The 21,977-nt window shown below is 55.8% G+C and carries 13 protein-coding genes; 4 read left to right on the top strand and 9 right to left on the bottom strand.

Annotation, left to right across the window (positions count from 1 at the left end; all coding sequences use genetic code 11):
* Window positions 1–63 precede the first annotated feature (63 nt).
* The 8 genes from BLR09_RS10855 to BLR09_RS10820 form a co-directional block, all read right to left on the bottom strand.
* Window positions 64–2,421: an ABC transporter permease gene (locus tag BLR09_RS10855; protein WP_093201657.1), complete on the bottom strand. Its 2,358-nt coding sequence runs from the start codon at window positions 2,419–2,421 to the stop codon at window positions 64–66.
* Between the two features lies 1 nt (window position 2,422).
* Window positions 2,423–4,759 (bottom strand): ABC transporter permease, encoded by a 2,337-nt coding sequence (locus BLR09_RS10850; protein WP_093201654.1) that lies wholly within the window; start codon window positions 4,757–4,759, stop codon window positions 2,423–2,425.
* 1 nt (window position 4,760) lies between these two features.
* On the bottom strand, window positions 4,761–7,199 hold the full coding sequence (locus BLR09_RS10845) for an ABC transporter permease (protein WP_093201652.1): 2,439 nt from the start codon (window positions 7,197–7,199) through the stop codon (window positions 4,761–4,763).
* Window positions 7,200–7,247: 48 nt separating this feature from the next.
* Window positions 7,248–9,656, bottom strand: coding sequence for an ABC transporter permease (locus BLR09_RS10840; RefSeq protein ID WP_176785520.1), 2,409 nt, complete (start codon window positions 9,654–9,656; stop codon window positions 7,248–7,250).
* Window positions 9,657–9,714: 58 nt separating this feature from the next.
* Window positions 9,715–12,087 (bottom strand): ABC transporter permease, encoded by a 2,373-nt coding sequence (locus BLR09_RS10835; RefSeq protein ID WP_093201646.1) that lies wholly within the window; start codon window positions 12,085–12,087, stop codon window positions 9,715–9,717.
* Window positions 12,088–12,174: 87 nt separating this feature from the next.
* Window positions 12,175–12,864 carry an ABC transporter ATP-binding protein gene (locus tag BLR09_RS10830; protein ID WP_093201644.1) on the bottom strand — a complete coding sequence of 230 codons (690 nt, stop codon included), beginning with the start codon at window positions 12,862–12,864 and terminating at the stop codon, window positions 12,175–12,177.
* A gap of 45 nt (window positions 12,865–12,909) precedes the next feature.
* Complete coding sequence (locus tag BLR09_RS10825) at window positions 12,910–14,175, bottom strand: efflux RND transporter periplasmic adaptor subunit (protein ID WP_093201641.1); 1,266 nt, start codon at window positions 14,173–14,175, stop codon at window positions 12,910–12,912.
* Between the two features lie 113 nt (window positions 14,176–14,288).
* On the bottom strand, window positions 14,289–14,819 hold the full coding sequence (locus BLR09_RS10820) for an RNA polymerase sigma factor (protein ID WP_093201638.1): 531 nt from the start codon (window positions 14,817–14,819) through the stop codon (window positions 14,289–14,291).
* 366 nt (window positions 14,820–15,185) lie between these two features.
* On the opposite strand from BLR09_RS10820, the gene BLR09_RS10815 reads away from it, so the two are divergent.
* Both BLR09_RS10815 and BLR09_RS10810 read left to right on the top strand, forming a co-directional pair.
* Window positions 15,186–16,580: a sigma-54-dependent transcriptional regulator gene (locus tag BLR09_RS10815; RefSeq protein ID WP_093201636.1), complete on the top strand. Its 1,395-nt coding sequence runs from the start codon at window positions 15,186–15,188 to the stop codon at window positions 16,578–16,580.
* Between the two features lie 209 nt (window positions 16,581–16,789).
* Window positions 16,790–18,127, top strand: coding sequence for a sensor histidine kinase (locus BLR09_RS10810; RefSeq protein ID WP_093201633.1), 1,338 nt, complete (start codon window positions 16,790–16,792; stop codon window positions 18,125–18,127).
* On the opposite strand, the gene BLR09_RS10805 is transcribed toward BLR09_RS10810, so the two are convergent.
* On the bottom strand, window positions 18,128–18,739 hold the full coding sequence (locus tag BLR09_RS10805; protein ID WP_093201630.1) for a trimeric intracellular cation channel family protein: 612 nt from the start codon (window positions 18,737–18,739) through the stop codon (window positions 18,128–18,130). It lies immediately after the preceding gene.
* Window positions 18,740–18,905: 166 nt separating this feature from the next.
* On the opposite strand from BLR09_RS10805, the gene BLR09_RS10800 reads away from it, so the two are divergent.
* Window positions 18,906–19,898, top strand: a complete 993-nt coding sequence (locus BLR09_RS10800) for a YheT family hydrolase (RefSeq protein WP_317039215.1) — start codon at window positions 18,906–18,908, stop codon at window positions 19,896–19,898.
* Window positions 19,899–20,044: 146 nt separating this feature from the next.
* Window positions 20,045–21,949 carry a phosphoglycerate dehydrogenase gene (gene serA, locus BLR09_RS10795; protein WP_093201628.1) on the top strand — a complete coding sequence of 635 codons (1,905 nt, stop codon included), beginning with the start codon at window positions 20,045–20,047 and terminating at the stop codon, window positions 21,947–21,949.
* Window positions 21,950–21,977: the final 28 nt, after the last annotated feature.

The following is a 21,977-nucleotide window of genomic DNA, read 5'->3' as shown; positions in this document are numbered from 1 at the left end:
AGTATGTTGTTTGCAGAAACCTGTCCGGAACCGTACGGTTCTTGTACGATTCCGGACAAAAGACTATTCCGATTTGAGACTCCGGACGGGATTGAGCAGCGCGACGCGCACCGATTGAAAAGATACCGCGCCAAGCGCCACGACCACCGACAGCAGACCCGTCGCCGCAAATACCCATGCCTCAACCGGGACGTGGTATACAAACTCGCTCAGCCAGCGATCGAGGATATACCAGGCTGCCGGCGTCGCGATAACCGCCGCTACGAGGACGAGCTTTACGAAGTCTTTCGACAATAGCAGTAGTATTCCCGGTACGCTGGCGCCCAGTACTTTCCGAATACCGATTTCTTTCGTGCGCTGCACGCAAACGAAGGATACCAGCCCGTACAGGCCCAGGCAGCCGATGAGTATCCCGACGCAGGCGAAGAGCGTCAGAAACCGCGTCATTTTTTCATCGTTCGCATAAAATTCGCCAAGTGACTGATCCAGAAAGGAATAGCGGAATGCATAGTCCGGAAAGCGGCGCTTCCAGGCCTTTTCGACCGTCGCAAGCGTACCGGAAAGATCACGGCCGTCGACCCGCAGGCTGGCCTGCTGGAAATTCCACGGCGCATACCAGATCACGTGCGGCTGAATACCCTGTTTCAGGTCCTGGGAATGGTAGTCTTTCACCACGCCCACAATTGTCCAGGTCCTGTTCCAGAAAGTCAGTGAGCGGCCCAACGCCTGCTCCGGCTGTTTCAATCCCAGCTGCCGGACTGTTTTTTCATTGACGAGGACGACCTGATTGCTATCCGCTGTTGTCAGTCCCCGCCCCGCCAGCAGCGGAATATGGAAGAAAGACAGGTAGTTTGTATCCGTGTGCTGGACCTGGAAAAGCTCCTTTCCGCCCTGTAACAGAGGCGATTCAACGTTGGTCCACCAGTTGTTGGTCGGGCTCGACGGCGTCGACAACCCATAGGTAACTTCCTGAATATGTGGATTGGCCAGCAGTTCCTCCCGCAAACCGGCACGGAGTCCGGGTTTCCGGTCGGGTATTTCGACTGTCAGGATACCTTCCCGGAAAAAGCCCAGGTCTTTCTTCCGGATGTAGTTCAACTGTTGCAGTCCTGCCAGCGTACAGACCACAAGGATTTGCGCGACTGCGAATTGCCCGACAATCAGCGTTTTACGTAGCGAAACCCCGCCGATAGACAGCCGCTGGAACGAACTCCGCAGAATGGCCACCGGTGCTGTACCGGAGGCAAGAAGCGCCGGATACAGGCCTGCCAGCAGGGTAACCCCTACGCCCAGGCAAAGCAGAAAGAGCAGGGTACCGCCGTTCCACACCGGGGCGAGGCGTACTTCCGTGTTCAGCAGCTGATCCGACCAAGACAGCAGCCATTCCGCCAGGAGGCAGCCCAGCAGAATAGAGACAGCCGTCAGCAATCCGGTTTCCACCAGCTGCCGGGCCATCAGGCGACTGCGGCTGCTGCCGAGCAGCTTGCGAATGGCCATTTCCCGGCTTTTTTGCAGGGCCTGAACCGTCGCGAGGTTGATGAAATTGATACAGGCAATCAGTATCAGGAAAATCCCCGTGCTGATCAGCGCATAGATCATCCATTTTGGCAGGTAGTAGCTGAAGGTATCAGCCTGGGAATCAAAGTGTGAGTCGGCAATGGGAATCAGCTCAAACGAGTCATACTGCGTGTCTTTCCGCTGTCGGGTGAAGCGGTTGAGCAGGGTTTCAACGGTCTTCGGGCTTGCTCCTTCTTTCAGGAGGACAAAGCCCTGATGCCCGGAGTCGCCGCCGTCCCAATATCCTTCGTGCTGATACCCGGCGTCCATACGTTTCAGGGTTTCCCGGGAAATGACTATCCCCATCTGAAACTCCGAATTGGCCGGCGCCGCGCGGACAATACCGGATACCGTCAGATCGCGTTCGTTGTTAAACCGGAGCGTTTTTCCGAGGGCATTGCCCCGGAAGAGCCGCTGTGCCGTCCGTTCGTCCAGAACTACCTGATCCGGCCGGGAAAGCGAAGTCTGCGGAGATCCGGATACCCAGCTCATTCCGATCAGTCCGGCGAAAACCGGGTCCGCAAAGTAGCAGCGTTTCTCCAGGAATACCTGCTGTCCGACGCGGATCGTGGCGTTTCCCCGTTTGTAGGCGTTGGCCGCCTTCTCGACGCCGGCGATGCGGGTATTGAGCGCGAGGATAACCCCCTGTGGAATGTGCGAGTTGTATTCGCCGGTTTTCTGATGGCTGCGCAGCCGGTAGAACCGCTCCGCATGCGGCCGGAAGGTATCGAAGCCCGTCTCGAACCGGACGATCCAGAAGACCGTCAGCGCGATTCCTGTCCCAAGCGCAAGGCCGGTGACGTTGATCAGCGAAAAGGTCCTGTTTTTGAGGATACTCCTCCAGGCGGAGCGGAGCTGTTCCATGTTATTCTGATTTCAGGCTTTTGACGGGGTTGACGCGGGCGGCCCGCAAGGTATGGCTGCTGACGGTGACAAACGCAATGGACAGCGCCGCAAAACACCCGGCGAAGACGATCCACCCATCAAGCGGAACACGGTACTGAAACGTTTCGAGCCAGCGGGAAAATGTCCACCATGCCGCCGGCACCGCCAGTACCAGCGCGAAGAATACCAGCCGAAGGAAGTCTCCCGAGAGCAGCAGGACAATCTGCCCGACACCCGCGCCCATGACTTTGCGGATACCGATTTCCTTGGTACGCTGCTCCGTCGAAAAGGCCGCGAGTGCAAAAAGCCCCAGGCAGGAAATAAAGATAGCCATCCCCCCGAAGTACCGGACGAGCATATGTACCTGTAATTCACTTTCATACATCCGCCCGAATTCCTCGTCCACAAAATGATAATCAGCCGGATAATCCGGATTAAACCGCTTCGTAACAGCCTGGATATGCGCCAGCGCCTCCCGGGTTTTGCCGGGCTGTATGCGGACAAAGAGGTACGAAGAATTTTCCGGCAGCCGCACCAGAATCAGCGGTTTGATCGGAGAGTGAAACGATTGCAGGTGGAAGTCCTTCATCACGCCGACAACAGGTCCTTTTCCGTTCCAGAACGAAACCTGCTGACCCACTGCGTCTTTCATGCCCATGAGGCGCGCGGCGGATTCGTTGATGAGGTAGGCGTTGGAGTCGCCGGGCGCGGTGGAAAAGTCGCGGCCCGCGACAAGCGGAATACCCGCCGTCCGGGCAAAATCGGCGCCGGTACAGGCAGCGGAGACAAGTACCTCCCGGCCTGGCTTCCGTCCGGGCCATTCGAGATCGCCGGAATAGCTTTCGATGTTCATCAGCAGCGCCTGCGTCGGGCTGGCCGCAACCACATCCGGCGAGCGGAGTATTTCCTGGCGATAGGTTTCCAGCTTGTCGTAGGTCTGATTTTCCAGCGGAACATACACCAGGTGTGCCTTGTCATACCCCGGCGGCTGATGTTGAATGTAGCTCATCTGGCGGGATACGACTGCGACACCGATCAATAGAAACGTCGAAATCGCGAACTGAAAAACAACGAGCGATTTCCGGAACGACAGCGTTCGCTTTCCGACCGTAAACGTCCCTTTCAATACCCGTGCAGGCAGAAGCGACGACAGAAAAAGAGCCGGATAACTACCCGCCAGCACGCCCGTCACCACCACGATACCGGCAAAAGTGAGCAGGTTTTCGGTTGATACTAAATCAAAGGTTAAGTCCTTGTGAAAGAGGTTGTTGAAAGTCGGAAGGGATAGGTCTGCCAGCAACAGGGCGATTACCGCTGCCAGCGCGCTTGTCAGCACCGATTCACTCAGAAACTGCCGGATCAGCGTAAAGCGGGTTGCGCCGATGGCCTTCCGGACGCCGATTTCCCGCGCCCGCTGCCCCGACCGGGCCGTCGCCAGGTTCATGAAATTGATACAGGCGATGAGCAGAATAAAAACGGCCACGAGGGAAAAAATCCGCACATACGTAATCCGGCCGCCCGTCGGAATGTCTTTTTCATACTTGCCGTAGAGGTACAGGTCGGATACCGGCTGTAGCAAGGCATACGTATCCCCGTCGCCGCCATTGCGGGAAAATACACTCCGGAGTTTCCGGGCAACGAGCGCCCGCTCGGCATCGGGACGCAGGCGTACGTAGGTCCGGAACGACGTATTACCCCAGCGCTTCATCCATTCCTGCTCCTGTACGCGGAAATTCACCACCCAGTCAAACCGGATGGACGAATGCATCGGCACGTTTTCGACAACCGCCCCGACGAGGTAGTCTGTTTTGCGGTCGAGGTTGAGACGTCGCCCAACAGCATTCCAGGTACCGAAATACTTCTCCGCCAGTTTCCGGGAAATGACGATGGTACCGGGAGCGGTGAGCGCCTTTGCCGGATCTCCGGCCAGGGCCGGCAGCCGGAAGACACCGAAGAAATCGTCTGTGACATAAAACCCATCTTCCTTCTGCGCCACAGGACCGGCACTCACGAGGAGCGGAGGTGCATAGCCGATCCGGGCTACGTAAGCCGCTTCCGGAATGTCCTTCTGAATCGCCGGCAGCAACGGACCGGGCGTCATGAAACCGGTTTGGATATCTCCCTGCCGGTTGGTGACGGGCCGGACCAGGTAAAGGTCTTCCTTTTCGGGGTAAAAGGCATCGTAGCGCAACTCGTCTTTCACCCACATCCAGATAATCAGGCTGCAGGAAATACCGAGCGCCAGGCCGGTGAGGTTAATAGCCGTGAAGAGCCTGTTTTTCCACAGGCTTCTCCAGGCGAGTCGGATAGCAAGCATGTTATTCTGATTTCAGGCTTTTAACCGGGTTGACACGGGCGGCCCGCAGCGTCTGACTGCTGATCGTCAGCAAGGCAATAAACAGCGCGACGCACCCGGCGATGGCAAAGAGCCACCAGCTCAGCGATGTCCGGAAGGCGAATTCCTGCAACCAGCTATCCATCGCATACCAGGAAAGCGGTACGGCAACGACAAAAGCGGCGAGTACCAGCTTCAGGAAGTCTTTCGAAAGCAGCGCTACCAGGCTACCGACGCTGGCTCCGAGTACCTTCCGGACGCCGATTTCCTTGACTTTCTGCTCGGCGGTAAAGGCGGCCAGGCCGTACAAACCGAGACTCGCAATCAGAATGGCAATGAAAGTGAAGTATCCGACGACGGTACCCATTTTTTCTTCCGACTGATAGTTCTTCTGAAAATCCTGGTCGAGGAAGCGGTATTCAAACGGTTCGTCGGGGTTGAGGGTTTTCCAGGAGGCTTCCAGCGTTTTCAGAATACCCGACGGTCTATCCGTCCTGACCCGTAATACCATGTAGTTCAGGCCCCACGGCGCCAGTACAAATCCGAAAGGGTTGATAGGCTGCTGCAAACCCATGAAGTGAAAATCCCGGACGACGCCGACGACATAGTACGGAACTTTGCCGTCGCTGCCCTGCCAGTACAGGCGCTGCCCGACGATGTTCTGCGGCGTATAACCCAGCCGGGATACCGCTTCTTCGTTGAGTACCAGCCGCTGCGCCGTATCCGCCGGGAAGCGGGGAGAGAAAAACCGCCCCGCCAGCAGATGGAAGCCCATCGTCTCCAGAAAATCAAAGTTGACGTGGTTCATCTTGACGTTGACGCTCTGCTCGACCGTTCTTCCTTCCCGGAAGAAATTCTGATCTCCCGGCGTGAAAATACCCGGATAACTGCTTGCTGCCGAGGCAGATACAATGCCGGTATTCCGGAGGCTGGCCTGTTTGAGCGCTTCGTAGTGCCCCTGTGCCTGGCTGGTTCGCAGCGGTATGACAAGCTGGTGATCTTTCACGAAACCCAGGTCTTTGTCGCGCAGGTACTGCATCTGCCGCCAGATGACCATCGACCCGACAATCAGCATGATCGACAGCGCAAACTGGAACACCACCAGCGCGCGGCGTAAACGCGCCGCCGACAGCGTATTGCGTCCCTTGCCCTTTAATACCTGTACCGGGTTGAACGACGACAGGTAAAAAGCCGGATAGCTGCCGGCGAGTATACCGGTCAGAAAGGCCAGTCCCACAAAAATGAGGAGCTTGTCGTAGTCCCGCAGGATGGAAACCGAGAGATCAGTACCGGCTACCCGGTTAAACGCCGGCAGGGTGAGTTCCACCAGAAATACCGCAATCAGCAACGCCAGGAAGCTGATAACCATCGATTCTCCCAGAAACTGCCCGATCAGCGATTCCCTGCCCGCGCCCATGACCTTCCGGACGCCGACTTCTGCCGCGCGGCGGCCGGAGCGGGCGGTACTGAGGTTCATGAAGTTGATACACGCGATGAGCAGGGTAAACAGCGCCACCGTCGCGAAAATGTATACATACTGAATACTGCCCCGGATGCCGAACTGCGCGCCGGTATCTGAATACAGGTGAATACGGGGGACAGATTCCAGGTACTGGTTCTTTTTGAAGGCTACGCGCTTCAGGTCTTCGCCCATGTACTTCCGGATAAACGCCGGAAACTTCGCTTCCAGGGCTTTTGCCGAAGCGCCGGGCCGGAGCTTGACGTAGGTGTAAAACATGTTGTTGACGGCGAAATTCCGCACCGACCGGACAAACTCTCCGATATTCCCGCTCGACAGCGACATGATATAGGTATTGTCGAGGTGGGAGAGGCCTTTGGGGCGTACCACGCCCGTTACCTTGAAGTCGATATCTCCGTTGTTGCTGCTGATGCGGACGATCCGGTTCAACGCCGGCGCGTCTCCGTAAAGCCGCCGGGCAATCGCCTCTGTCAGGACGACGGAGTTAGGCTTGTCGAGCGCTTTTGCCGGATTCCCTTCCAGAAAATCATAGGAAAAAACGCGGAAGTAGGTGGAGTCGGCGAGGCATCCTTTCGTTTCGTAAAACGACTGAACAGTCCTGCCGCCTTCCATGCGTTTCAGGATCGCGGCATCTTCGAAAAATGGCACGAATACCCGGGCCATCTCGGCTATTTCAGGAAATTCCTGCTTCAGGGCCGGGCCCACCGGGGCCGCCGCCGTGGGTGACCGGTCGGTCTTCTCCTCCGATACAAATTCGGTCACGAGCCGGTACAGGTCCGACGCATGATCGTGCTGTTTGTCATAGCTCAGCTCCCGCTGCACGTACAGCAGGATGAGCAGGCAGCAGGCCATGCCGACGGCGAGGCCAACGACGTTGATCAGCGAAAAAACCTTGTTTTTCCACAGATTGCGCAGGGCGATGAGGAAGTAGTTTTTGAGCATGGGGCAGAGGGCAGAGGGCATGGAGCACGAGGCCTCTGCCCTCTGCCATTAAACGTCTGTTTTCAAACTTTTTGCCGGATCCATCCGTGCGGCGCGGAGGGTCTGACTGCCAACGGTGAGCAGTGCGACGAGCATGACGACCGCTCCGGACGCTGCAAACAGCCAGGTACTGAGGGAAATACGGTAGGCAAATCCTGCCAGCCACTGATCCATGCACCACCACGCCAGGGGCGAAGCGATGAGGATCGCGATCAGAATCAACTTGACAAAATCTTCGGAGAGCAATACCACGATACTTCCCAGGCTGGCGCCCAGTACTTTCCGGATGCCGATTTCGCGGATGCGCTGCTGGGCGGTGAAGGCCGATAGTCCGAGTAGACCGAGGCAGGCGACGAAAATGGATAATCCGGAGAATACGCTGAAGAGCAGGCGGAATTGTGCATCCTGCTCATACTGTTGCTGGTAAAACTGATCGAGGAAGAAGTAATCCATCGACGACTCCGGAAAGTGCGCGTCCCATAGCTGCTGCACCGCGCGGATGAGCCGGCCGGGGTTTCCGGTATCCACCCGGATCGAATAGTACTCGGTCGGAATCCACCGGTAATCCGGATCCATAAACAGAATGATAGGTGTAAACGGATGGCGGAGCGACCGCTGGTGGTAGTCTCTGATGACGCCGATGACTTCGTTGGGCCGGTTGCCCGTCGTTTCCAGTGCGATTTTCTGGCCGATCGCCTGCTCGGGTGTAGCAAACCCGAATTGTTTCATAGCCGATTCATTCAGAATAAGGCCCTGGGTATCAGCCGGTCGGGACCGGTCAAAGTAATGACCGGCGAGGAGTTGAAGGTCAAACGTCTTTCCGAAATCATAGTCGACCGTCAGCATTTCATACGGTTTATTGGACGACGGTGCCGCCGACCACGGCCGGTTAGCCAGTACCTGCCCGACTTCCCGGCCCGGAACTGCGCCCGATTCACTGACGGAATGGACGCCTGCCAGGCTGCGGAGCTGTTCCTTGAAATGCCGCGTCCGATCGGCATACTGTTCCGTTTTTGCCGGCAGCTTGAGCGACAATACCTGCGTGGTCCGGATGCCGGGGTCTTGTTCCAGCATGAAAGCCATCTGCCGGTATACGACCACCGTTCCGGCGATGAGCAGAATAGCGATGGAGAACTGTGCGACAATCAGGGACTTACGCAAAAACAGATCGGCTGGCGAAAACACATACTTTCCTTTGAGTACCGCCATCGGATTGGCGCGAAGCAGGGCTACGGCAGGGTAGACGGCCGTCAACGCGACACCCGTCAGAAACAGCGCGGCGAATTCAAGAAGCGGCCGTATCTGACCCGGTACGGCCGTCAGATGGAGCGAGGAGGGCAGTACGGAAACTGCCGCTTCCGCCAGCAGAACAGCCAGGCACAGTGCCAGAAGGTGGAGCAGCAGCGATTCAAACAGAAACTGGACAATGAGTTGCTTCCGGGAGGAACCGATGGTCCGCCGGATGCCCATTTCCTTCGCCCGGAACAGGTTGCGTACCGTGGCGAGGTTGCTGTAGTTGATCCAGCTGATGAGCAGGAGAATAATGCCGGTAGCCCACAAAAAACGGACGGATAGACGGCTTCCTTTCGCCTCGATTTCATTCGGAAGGCCGGCATTAAGGTGAATATCTGCCAGCGGAACGAGCCGCACGCCCCAGGTCATATCCCGCAGGGCTTCGGCGGTTTTGTATCGTTGGGAAAGGGCCGGAAACTTGGCTTCGACGGCTTCGGGAGAGGTATTGGGGCTCAGCCGGACAAAGCTGTAGCTCTCGTGCTGGTACCAGAAGTTCCAGGTCCAGGAGGGGGAAGTCCGCCACGACATCAGCATGTCAAACTGCATGCCGGAGTTGACGGGCAGGTCGGCGAAGACGCCCGTTACCTGGCACTTGTAAATGTCGCCGGTCGTACTGATATCCAGTTGTTTACCGATCGGATTGGCACGGCCGAAGTATTTGGCGGCCATCGTTTCGGAAATGACGACGGTGTTGGGTTCATTCAGAAATGTTCGTTTATCCCCCGAAATCACCGGATACGAAAAGAAGCGGAAGAAGTTGGAATCGGCGAAGCAGACGTGATTCTCCCGGAACTTGATGTTTTGGTAGCGGACGATGCGGTTGGAGTTCCGCCAGCTGATCCGGGTGAAATCTTCGACCTCGGGCAGGTGGTTTTTCATGGCCGACGCGTATCCGTTGGAGCTTGTTGCCCAATGATCTGTCGTCGATCCGCCTTTTGAAAAGAGGCTTTCTACACGGTAAATGCGGTCGGCGTGAATCCGGTCATAGCTTTCTTCGAACCGGACATACTGGAGAATAAGCCAGAAACTGGCCATGCCCAGTGCCAGCCCGGTGAGGTTCAATACCGTAAAACTCCGGTGGCGAAGGAGGTTGCGGCAGGCGATCTTGAGGTAGTTGGAGAGCATAGGGCATGGGGCAAAGGGCATGGGGCAAAGGGCCCTCTGCCCCATGCCCCATGCTGAATTACTCGGATTTGAGACTCTTCACCGGATTCGCCGTAGCGGCGCGGAAGGCCTGGGAACTGACCGTCAGGACGGCGACGATCAACGCAAGCAGGCCGGCGGCGGCGAAAATCCACCAGCTGATCGCGATGTGGTAATAGAATTTGCGGAGGTAGTCCTGCAGCGCCCACCACGCAATCGGCGAGGCGATGACAAAGGCGATACCCACCAGCTTGACAAAATCCCGCGAGAGCAGCGTCATGACGCTGAATACGCTGGCGCCCAGTACTTTGCGAATGCCGATTTCCTTTGTGCGCTGCTCGGCGGTGAAGGCCGCGAGGCCCAGCAGTCCGAGGCAGGAAATGAAAATACCGAGTACGGCGAAGACCTCCGCGAGGGTACCGACTACCTGTTCGGAGCGGTACATCCGGCCGTATTCAACGTCGGCAAATTTGTAGTTGAACGGAAACTTCGGATTCAGACGCTTGCAGATTTCTTCAATACCGGCGATGGCTTTTTCGGTCTGGCCGGCTTCGGTCCGGACCATGAGGAGGCCGTCGAGGTTTTTGTCCCACCCGCGGTCGAGCCGCAGAATCAACGGTTTGATCTGTTCGTGAAGCGAATGGAAGTGAAAGTCATCTACCAAACCGACAATTGTACCCTGCCGGCCCCAGAACTTGAGCGGCTGCCCGATGGGATCTTTGTAGCCGATCAGTTTGAGCGCCGCCCGGTTGATGAGGTAGCCGGAAGAGTCGGTGGCGTATTTCGGCGAAAACTCGCGTCCTGCCAATAGTTTGATACCCAGTGTCTTGAGGCCGTTGTAGCCGATACTGGCGTTTTCGAAAAGCGGGCGACTGGATGGATCTTTTCCCGGCCATTCCACACTGATGGTATTGCTGCCGAATTCGCCCGGGGCCTGACCGATGGTACTGACAGAAGCGACACCGGGTTTGCGGGAGAGTTCGGTAATCAGGGTCTCGTATTTTGTGGTCAGCTCGCCTTCCATCGGGACATAGATCAGGTTTTCGCGGTCGTACCCGACGTTTTTAGTCCGGATAAAACTGATCTGCCGGTAAATAATCAGCGTACCCACGATCAGCAGGATCGACAGCGTAAACTGGAATACGACCAGCCCCTGCCGAAAGAGCTTGCTCCCGCGGGAGAATTTCAGTCGCCCTTTCAGTACCCGCGCAGGGTTGAAACCCGAGAGGTAGAAGGCCGGATAGCTGCCTGCCAGGAGGCCCGTCAGCAGGCCGACGGCCAGGAGAATCAGGTAGGTAAACGGATCCGTCAGGGAGAAAGAAAGGTGTTTTTCTGTCAGTTCATTGAAAAACGGCATCAGTATCTCCACCAGACCGATCGCGAACAGGATCGCGAGAAAGGTAATCAGGAAGGACTCGGCGAGAAACTGCCCGATGAGCGATTCCCGCACAGCGCCCATTACTTTCCGAACGCCTACTTCCCGGCTCCGGCGTTCGGAGCGGGCCGTAGCCAGGTTCATGAAATTGATACAGGCAATAAGAAGGATGAATACCGCGACGATACTGAACAGCCGGACATACTCGATCCGCCCGCCGTTCTGAATGCCGCCCCGCCAGTCGTTGTAGAGGTATGATTCGCCTACCCGTTGCAGGAAAAGTTCATTGGGGAATTCTTCCTTGCGGTACTTATTGAGAAATTTCTTGAGGCGTTTTTCGACGGAAGCGATGTTCGCATCCGGCCGTACTTCGAAGAAACACCGCGGGCCGTTGTTCCCCCATTCCTTGATCCAGGGGCTGCGGATGGCGAAATCATCCCAGGAAAGCAGAAAATCATAGGGCTCGGACGCTTCCGAAGGCAAGTCTTCAAATACCGCCGTGACTTTGTAGGGACGGTCGCTGCCGGCTACTTCCACCGTTTTCCCGAACGCGGCAGCCGGGCTGCCGAAATAGCTGTCGGCCAGCTTGCGGGAAATGGCGATACTCTCCGGCGTCTTCAGGGCCGTTTCCGCCGTGCCTTCCAGCAGCGGGATGGAGAACATCTTGAACCAGTCGGCCCCCGCCCAGCGCGCTTTCTGCTTGTTGAACTTGTTTCCAACCGTAAAATTCAGCTCGTTATACCACGTAAAGCCTGCCGCGTAGACAACCTCCGGAAACTTCTTCTTGAGCTCATAGCTGAGCATGCCGGGGGTGTGCGGGCCGGCGTTGGTTTCGCCGTTGAAGGTCTGCCGCTGCATCACACGGTACAGCTGCGGGCCTTTTTCGTGGTAATTATCCATCGAAAGCTCGCTCTTGACCCACAGGCCTATCAGCAGCGCACAGGTAATACCCAGCGCCAGCCCTACGACGTTGATCACGGAGAACACGCCGTTTCTCCAGAGGTTCCGGAAGGCGATTTTGAGGTAGTTGGAGAACATGTTGAGGGGCTTTAGGCTATAAGCTTTAGGCTATAAGCGATAGGCTTGCAGCATACTGCTTACAGCCTAAAGCTTACTGCCTAAAGCCTAAATATGAAACTTCGCATTAATATTCTCCGTCACCACATGCCCGTCAAAGAGGTTGATGACGCGGTGGCTGTAGTTGGCGTCGTGCGGGGAGTGCGTTACCATGATGATGGTGGTACCTTCCTCGTTGAGCTGCTGGAGGAGCTTCATTACCTCTTCTCCGTTGGTGGAGTCGAGGTTACCCGTCGGCTCATCGGCGAGGATCAGCTTCGGTTTCGCGACAACCGCCCGTGCGATGGCCACACGCTGCTGCTGACCGCCTGAAAGCTGCTGGGGAAAGTGGTCTTTCCGGTGCATGATGTTCATGCGGTTGAGAACAACGTCTACCAGTTCCTTGCGCTCCGAGGCCGACTTGCCGAGGTAGAGAAGGGGAAGTTCGACGTTTTCATAAACCGTCAGTTCGTCGATCAGGTTAAAGCTCTGGAAGACAAAGCCGATATTCCCCTTGCGGAGCTTCGCCCGCTGACGCTCGGAGTATTTGGAGATTTCCTCGCCCCAGAAGTGGTATTCTCCTGTCGACGGGTTGTCGAGCATACCGAGGACGTTGAGCAGGGTCGACTTGCCGCAACCCGACGGACCCATGATGGCCACGAACTCACCGTTCGCGATTTCGACGTTTACGTGATCGAGGGCCGTCGTTTCGATTTCTTCGGTCCGGTAGACTTTCTTGAGATTTTTGATCTGAATCATTGGGCGTTGGGATTGAGGTCAAGGCAGGCGCAGGTCCGGCCGGGGTTATTTCGGTTTGGTAGCTTCGTTGAGGTTGAGGACCTGGTTGTCCCCGAAAAATTCATAGCTCGAGGTGATGACCTGCTCGCCGGGTTTCAGGCCTTCCAGGACTTCGTAATAGCTGGGGTTTTTACGTCCAAGCTGGATCGTGCGGCGAACGGCCTTCTGTCCTCCCGGCTCGACTACATACACCCAGTTGCCGCCGGATTGCTGATAGAAACCGCCCGTGGGCAGCAGGGTAGCCTGCTCAGGCTTGCCGAGTTCGAGGCGGATGCGGAGCGTCTGGCCGCGGCGGATATCCTTCGGCGCAGCTTCAGCAAAGAGCATATCCACTTCGAAGCGGCCGTTGGTGACGGTAGGGAACACCTTGTCGACCGTCATGCGGTATTCCTTGCCGTCCAGGTCGGCGAAGCCTTCCAGTCCCTTGATGATACGGGGGAGGTAAAGTTCGTCGATCGGTACCCGGATTTTGAATTTATCGAGGATATCGACCTGCCCGATACGCGTTCCCCGGGTAATGAGCTGCCCGATCTGAAGGTCGGTAGCCGTGGAAAGCTGTCCGGAAATAGGCGCCTTCACGAGGAGGTTGTCGAGCATGGTGCCAACGCCCTGGATACTTTCCCAAATCCGCTTTTCCGACTGGTTCAGCTGGGTATTCTGCTGAATCCGGATGAGGGAATCCTGTACGTAGGAACGCAGGGTGACGGTCCGCCGCCGGCGCTGGTACTGCAATTCCTCCCGCAGATCCTGCTTTTCTTTTTCGGAAAGATACTTCGAGGCCTTGTCGTTCCGGTCGAGCTGCTGCTCCTTGATTTTGACCTGGTAGTCGATTTCGGCAATCGTATTCTGCAGGGTCAGGGTATTCTGCTGGAGTTGCAGGCGGGACGTCCGGGCGTTGTTGAGCTGGTCATACAGCGCCGTTTCCCGCGTGAGTACGTTGAGTTTCAGTTCGGTATTGGACAGTTGAAGGATGACATCTCCGGCCTTTACCATGTCGCCGGATTGTTTGAAGATTTTTTCGATCGACCCGCCTTCAACGGCGTCGAGCTGCACGCTCTGGATGGGAATAACCGTCCCGTTTACCGGAATGAATTCGTTGAAAGCACCCTGGGAAACAGTCGAGACCGTCAGCTTTTCCGTTTCGACGCGGAGCTGGGTGCGGGTATCCCGCAGGAAAATCGCCCAGCAGGCAATCGACACGAGCAGTAATCCGCCGGTGATAACCAGGATACGCTTCTTATTCCAGAACTTTTTTTCAATTTTCTTATCCACGGGTAATAGGGGGTTACGGGTTCTTTTAAGGTTTTCGGTTTTTTGTTTTCGGTTTTCAGTTTTGCTTTCCGGAGACAGAACGGAAAACAGAAAACTGTAAACCGAAAACGGCGTCAGCTCAGTATTTCCCTCAACTTATTCTTCGCCCGCATGTATTGTGTACGGGAAGTAGAGGCAGAAATCTGGAGCATTTCGGCAATTTCGTCGTGACTATAGTCTTCCAGCAGATGCAAGGTCAGGACCGTCCGGAAACCATCCGGGAGGCGCATCATCGCTGCACGGACGCGGGATACTTCCCACTCGTCCGGCTCATGTGCGGGTTCCTGAGCCACTTCGTAGCCTTCTTCTACTTCCGCCCATTTCACCCGGCGCTGGCGCAGACGGTTCAGGGCTTCGTTCACCACAATCTGTTTCAGGTAGGCGCCGACGGTGCTTTCCTGGCGAAAATCGCTCAGCCGCTGGAAAAACTTGACGAAGGCGTCCTGCAGCACGTCTTCGGCTTCAGCGGTGTGGTTGAGAATACGAAAGGCGACGTTGTACATCGACTTGGAATACAGCCGGTAAAGCTCATACTGAGCGGAGCGCTCACCACGCTGGCAGGCTTCCACTAAGGCAGTACGATCTGTTCGGCAAAGCGTTTCCATTTCTTTTCGATGGTTTGACAGGGGACGGAAGCAGGTTTCTGTTTCCGGTTCGGGTCAGCAGGTTCCCGGTGACAATTCTCCGGGAACCCGGCCCGATACTAAACCCTTGCCCCCTCAACTTCCAAACGCGTGCCACATTTTGAAAAACCCTCTCAATTCGCTGGAAATGGCCTTTTTTTAGGAAAAGGTGTACGCCTGCGAACAGGGACTGTACGAATCCGGACAGTTTTTGGTAGCTTTCTACCGGAATCGTTCCGTGGTATGATTTTGGAGAAAGATCTGCCGGATACGCGCTGAACCGGAGGTACTCCGGCCGGTATGCCGACGAATCCCCCTGTTTCCGTACATCCCTATTTTGTTTCGCCCATGGCTCTGACTCCGGCCCGCATTCTGGTAGTTGACGACAACGAAGACCTGCTCAAAGCCGCCCGGCTGCTGCTCAAACAGCACTTTACCCGGGTCGACACCGAGAAAAATCCGGAAAATCTTCCCAATCTCCTCCGTCAGGAAGGGTATGACGTAATCATGCTCGACATGAATTTCACGCATGACGTGACGTCGGGTACCGAGGGGTTTTTCTGGCTCGATAAAATTCTGCAGATCGATCCCGCGGCGATTGTGCTGCTTATTACGGCCTATGGCGATGTTGAAATGGCCGTCCGCGCCGTCAAATCCGGCGCTACCGACTTCATTCTGAAGCCGTGGAGCAATGAAAAACTGCTGGCGACGCTGTTGTCGGCCTTGTCGCTCCGGAAATCCAAGCTCGAAGTGGAGAAGCTCAAGTCCCAGAACGCGATCATTGCGCGGGACCAGCAGGCGCGTTTCGGCGAGATGGTCGGCGTCAGTCCTGCCATGCGGGAGGTATTCGCCACGATTCAGAAGGTAGCCGCGACGGACGCCAACGTGCTGATTCTTGGAGAAAACGGTACCGGAAAGGAGCTCATTGCCCGGTCGCTGCACCAGCATTCCAACCGCGCCCGGCAGGCGTTTATCAGTGTCGACCTGGGCGCGCTGAGCGAAAATCTCTTTGAAAGCGAGCTGTTCGGGCATGTCAAAGGCGCCTTTACCGACGCGCGGGAAGACCGGGCCGGTCGCTTCGAAGCGGCCGACGGCGGTACCCTCTTTCTCGACGAAATCGGGAACCTGTCCATGCCGATGCAGTCCAAGCTGCTGACCGTCCTCCAGAGCCGGCAGGTAACCCGTGTCGGCTCGAACCGGCCGAAATCAGTAGATATCCGTCTCATCTGCGCGACCAATATGCCATTGGCGGAAATGATCGCACGAAACGAATTCCGGCAGGATTTGCTGTACCGGATCAATACCATCGAAGTACGGCTGCCAGCGCTGCGCGAGCGCCCGGAAGATATCGAACTGCTGGCACATCACTACCTGCGCGTTTATACCCAGAAGTACCGGAAACGCATCCGCGACGTCAGCCCGATGGCGATCCAGCGGATGACGAAGTACGGCTGGCCCGGGAACGTCCGGGAGTTGCAGCACGCGATGGAACGGGCGGTTATCCTCTGCGAGCGGGAGACCCTCCAGCCCGAGGATCTGTTCCTGTCCAACGCCCAGAAAACGCCTGAAAAACAGGTAAATGGAGATACCCTGTCCCTGGATCAGTTCAACCTCGACGAACTCGAAAAGGCCATTATCCGTAAAGTACTCAACAAACACAGCGGCAATATCTCCAAAGCCGCCACCGAACTGGGCCTGACGCGGGCGTCGTTGTACCGGAGGTTGGAGAAGTATGGGCTATAGTGTTCGGAAGTTTAGTGTTTGGAGTTTAGGGTTGGGTGGCTGGAGGCGGTTTTCAGTTTTTGGTTTTCTGTTTTCAGTTCTGAGACCTGCCTTCTTTCCTAGTCATCAAACCATCTTGTCTCTTTGGATGAAGCATGCTAAGCCTTAAACGCTCGACGTTCAACAAACTGAAAACCTCAAAACTGAAAACCGAAAACTGATTCCCGCCCATGCGCAACTTCACCTTCCAGATCTATCTCCGGGTGGCCATCATCGTGCTGGTGAGTATCCTTCTGTCGTACCTGTGGTTCAATTCACGGCTGATCGTGACGAAGGGCGTACTCGTGCTGCTGCTGGTATACCTGAGTTTTGACCTCGTCAACTACCTCAAAAAGGCCAACCGGCGGGTGATGGACCTGTTTGAAGCCATTCGCTACGCCGACTTCACCCGCAACTATACCACCCGGTACCTTGGCGGATCGCCGGAATACGACTTTCTGGTTCAGGAAGTCATTGACTCTTACCGGAAAAACCGTTCGGAGAAGGAGGAACTCGTCCGCTACCTCGAGACAATTGTACAGCACCTGAGCGTCGGACTGGTGGTTTTCGGGCACGACGGTCACATTGAAACCGTCAATACCGCCACAAAGCGGCTGCTCAACGTCATCGTACTCCGCAACATCAAAGATCTCCAGGCGGGTACGCCGGCGTTGGTGGAGGCACTGGAAACGGCTTCCTCCGGCGATACCGGGCTGCTGCGCCTTACCCTCGGCGGCGAAGAACGGACCCTGGCCTATGCCGTGACGGAGTTTATCCGGAAAGACCAGAAGCTGAAACTGGTATCGCTCAAGGACATTCAATCCGAGCTGCAAAACCAGGAATTTGACGCCTGGCGCAACCTGACGCGGGTGCTTACCCATGAAATTGTCAACTCTATTACGCCGATTCACTCGCTTTCGGGATCACTCAAAGGACTGATTGAAAGCGAATGGGAAAACGACCACCGGCTGACCGACGAGACTTATTCCGACCTCCTCGACTCACTTTCGGTCATGGAGCGGCGCAGCGAGAGCCTCATGGAGCTGATCGACGCCTACCGCCGGTTCTCCCGCCTGCCCAAGCCCGACTTCAAGGTTGTGCCCGTACAAACGGTACTCAACAACGTCATGAGCCTGTACCGGACCGAAGCCGCCGATAAAGGTATTCCGATGGTCATGCGCGTGGAACCGGAAACGCTGGAAATGACGGCAGATCCCCAACTGATTGAGTTTGTGCTGATTAACCTTACCAAAAATGCCATTCAGGCGATGGAAGGAGTAGCCGAGCCCCGCCTCGAACTCATCGGCCAGTACGACAAGAGTCAACGCGTCATCATTCAGGTCTCGGATACCGGCAAGGGTATTATCCCTGAAGCGATTGACAAGATTTTTGTCCCCTTCTTTTCGACGAAGCAGGGTGGTTCGGGTATCGGCCTGAGCCTTTCCCGGCAGATTATGCTGCAACACAGGGGTATACTGCGGGTGGAATCGGAGCCGGGCGTGAAGACGGTATTTACCCTGCGGTTCTGATTACTCGTAAAAGCGCGGCAGCGACAACTTATAGCGCACCACCAACAGACGGAAAAGGAAGATAAAACCTACAGCCGCGAGCCGTGCCCAGGGTGCAGCAACGGGAAAGGCGTGTAATCCATAGTATAGCAATCCCCCCAGAATGCTCGCTGACGCATAGATTTCCTGGCGGAAGACGACGGGGATATCATTCAGAAAGGTATCCCGCAAAACACCGCCGAAACAGCCCGTCACCGTCCCCAGCGCGACACACAGGCCCGGGTGGATACCGAAGCGGGAAGCCAGCTCCAGTCCGACAATCGTAAACAGCCCCAAACCAAGGGAGTCGAACAGCAGCAGCGGTCGTTCGAGGTGCTTGGTATGCCTCCGCAGTGCCATGGAAACCAGCGTGGCGCCGAGAATCAGCAGAGGAGTCGTGGTAGTCCTGAGCCACATGACCGGCGTATGTCCCAGCAGCAAATCCCGGATGGTACCGCCGCCGACGGACGTAACAAACGCAATAATCAGCACGCCAAAAGGATCCAGGCGTTTCCGCATAGCTGCAAACGACCCCGAAATCGCGAACGCAATCGTCCCGCTGACTTCAATAAAGGAATTGATGTTTTCTTCCATAGAAATAAAAGGTGTGCAAAGGTAGTGTTTAGGGCAATAGGCTTTAGGCAATAAGCTATAAGCTATTGGCCGGCTGTACACGCTGACCAGGTGCTGTTGTAGCCTATGCTTAAAGCCTTTTCCAAAACTATTCTTACCTTTGCCCCCGGTTACTGATTCCCATCTGGTGCTGATTGAACGATCCGATTATCGCCCTCCGCTCTGGCTTCCGGACGGGCATGCGCAGAGCATTTACCCCGCTTTATTTCGCAAAGTGACGGGCGTGAGCTACCTGCGCGAACGGATTTTTACTCCCGACCACGACTTCCTGGACCTGGACTGGTGCGCGGCCTACCCGGCGCAACAACGGCTTGTTATTCTCAGCCACGGGCTGGAAGGCAATTCACAGGCCGGATACATTCTCGGCATGGTCCGCCATCTGCGCCGGCACGGATACGATTGCCTGGCGTGGAATTACCGCAGCTGCTCCGGCGAGATGAACCGGCAACGGCGCTTTTACCACAGCGGAGCGACGGAAGACCTGGACTTGGTCGTCCGCCACGCCATCAGCCGCGGATACACGGAGATTTACCTGGCCGGATTCAGCCTCGGCGCGAATCTGACCCTGAAATATTTAGGCGAGACCGGGGAAAATGCGCCTCCTGAAATCCGGAAAGCCGTCGTCTTCTCCGTACCTTTGCACCTGTCGAGCGGAAGTACCTACCTGGAGCGCTGGCAGGCCTGGATTTATACGGAGCGGTTTAACCGGTCGCTGAAAAGGAAAATCCGGGAAAAAGCCCGCCTCATGCCCGATCTGATCAACGCCGGGCGGATAGACGAGGTCCGTACCATCCGGGATTTCGACAATCTTTACACTTCACAACTACACGGATACAGGGACGCCGAAGATTACTACGAACACAACTCATCGTTGTATTTCGTGGATAAAATCCGCCTGCCAACCCTGATCGTCAACGCGCAGAACGATCCGTTTCTGTCGGACCGATGTTATCCGCTGGAATTCATGAAACAATTGACCTTCGTCGCCTTCGAGTATCCTCTTCAGGGAGGACACTGCGGATTCTATCCCTCAGGGTACCGCGGCGCCGTTTGGTCGGAACAACGGGCGCTCCGCTTCCTGGAATCGGACGAACTCCCCCAACGTAAGAAAGTGTTTTGAGTTTAGGGTTTTTAAGTTGAGAGTTTAGTTATCGGTTTGCCGTTTTGGGTTTTCAGTTGTGACGGAGGATCTGTCCAGTATAGCCCTAAACTCAAAACCCTGAACCCCAAACTAAAAACGCCGAATCCCATCTATTCAGATTGAGTATGTTGACAAAAACCCTGGAACAAACCTACTTCGTCATCGACTTCGATTCGACGTTTACGAAGGTGGAAGGTCTCGACGAACTGGCCGCCATCAGCCTGGCAGGTCAGAAAGACCGCGACGAGGTCGTCGCAAAAATCAAGGACATGACGGATCGGGGCATGGCGGGCGAACTGTCGTTCGAACAGGCCCTTCAGCAGCGGATCGAACTCCTCCGTGCGCACCGCGATCACCTCGAGACACTCGTGGAATTCCTGAGAGGCAAGATTTCGGACTCGTTCAGTCGGAATAAACAGTTTATCAGCGAGTACCGCGACCAGATTTTCATCGTTTCCAGCGGGTTCCGGGAATTCATCCTCCCGATTGTGACGGAGATGGGCGTTCGCGAAGACCATGTTTTTGCCAATACCTTCCGGTTCGGCGAGGATGGTACCATCACCGGATACGACGAAACCAACGTGCTTTCCCAGAACGGCGGCAAAGTACAGTTGCTCCGCCAGCTGAGCCTGCCGGGGGATGTATATGTCATCGGCGACGGGTACACCGACTACGAACTCCGGGAGTCGGGCCTGGCCAACAAATTCTTTGCCTTTACGGAAAACATCGAGCGGCAACGCGTGATCGAGAAAGCCGATCATATTGTTACTTCGCTTGATGACTTCCTGTATATCAATAAATTAAGCCGCAGTCAGTCGTATCCGAAAAGCCGGCTGAAGGTACTCCTGCTCGAAAACGTACACGCCCGGGCTGTGGAGCTGTTCCGCCGGGAAGGATTTCAGGTAGAGCTGCTGAAGGGCGCGCTCGACGAAGACGAACTGATCGAAAAAGTCAAGGACGTTGCCATTCTCGGGATTCGTTCGAAGACGATGGTTACCAAACGGGTACTCGAAAATGCTCCCCGTTTGATGGTTATCGGTGCGTTCTGTATCGGAACCAACCAGATTGATCTGGCGACGGCCGAAGAAAAAGGCGTTGCTGTCTTCAACGCGCCCTATTCCAATACCCGTTCGGTAGTAGAAATGGCGGTGGGCGAGATGATCCTCCTCATGCGCGGCATCTACCAGAAATCGGTGAAGATGCACGAAGGCGAGTGGGACAAGTCGGCCAAAAACTCCAACGAAGTCCGCGGTAAAAAACTCGGCATGATTGGATATGGAAACATCGGTATCCAGCTTTCTGTCGTAGCTGAAGCGCTCGGGATGGAAGTATTGTTCTACGATCTGGTCGAAAAACTGCCGCTTTCCAACGCCCGTCAGTGCCATACCCTGGAAGAATTGTTGCAGGAGTCGGACGTGATTTCCCTCCACGTGGATGGACGGAAATCCAACGCCAATATCATCGGTGAGAAGGAATTCGCGCTGATGAAAGACGGCGTGGTCTTCCTGAACCTGTCCCGCGGGCATGTGGTCGATGTCAAAGCCCTCGCCGCAGCCCTCAAATCAGGCAAGATCCGCGGCGCGGCGGTGGATGTATTCCCGTCTGAGCCTAAGACCAACGATGAAGCCTTTGAAAGCGAACTCAGGGGCCTTCCGAACGTAATCCTGACGCCGCATATCGGCGGAAGTACGGAAGAAGCGCAGGCAAGCATCGGCGAGTTTGTGCCGAATAAACTGCTCAACTACGTGAATACCGGCAGTACGTTCGGCAGTGTGAACTTCCCCGAAGTGACGCTCCCGCCGCTGCACGACGCGCACCGTTTGCTGCATATTCACGCCAACGTTCCGGGCGTGATGTCCAAAATCAACGGCATTTTCGCGAAATACAACGTCAACATTACCGGACAGTACCTCAAGACGTCGGACAAAATCGGCTATGTCATCACCGACATTGCCAAGAACTACTCCAACGAAATGATCCAGGAACTGCGGGATATTGAGCAGACGATTAAGTTTCGGATGCTGTATTAAGAGGGTGTTTTGAGTTTAGGGTTTGAAG

This window comes from Siphonobacter aquaeclarae, from assembly GCF_900103285.1.
Lineage (GTDB): Bacteria > Bacteroidota > Bacteroidia > Cytophagales > Spirosomataceae > Siphonobacter > Siphonobacter aquaeclarae.
The sequence above is the reverse complement of the archived record's forward strand: the minus strand, read 5'-3'. Positions and strand labels throughout refer to the sequence as shown.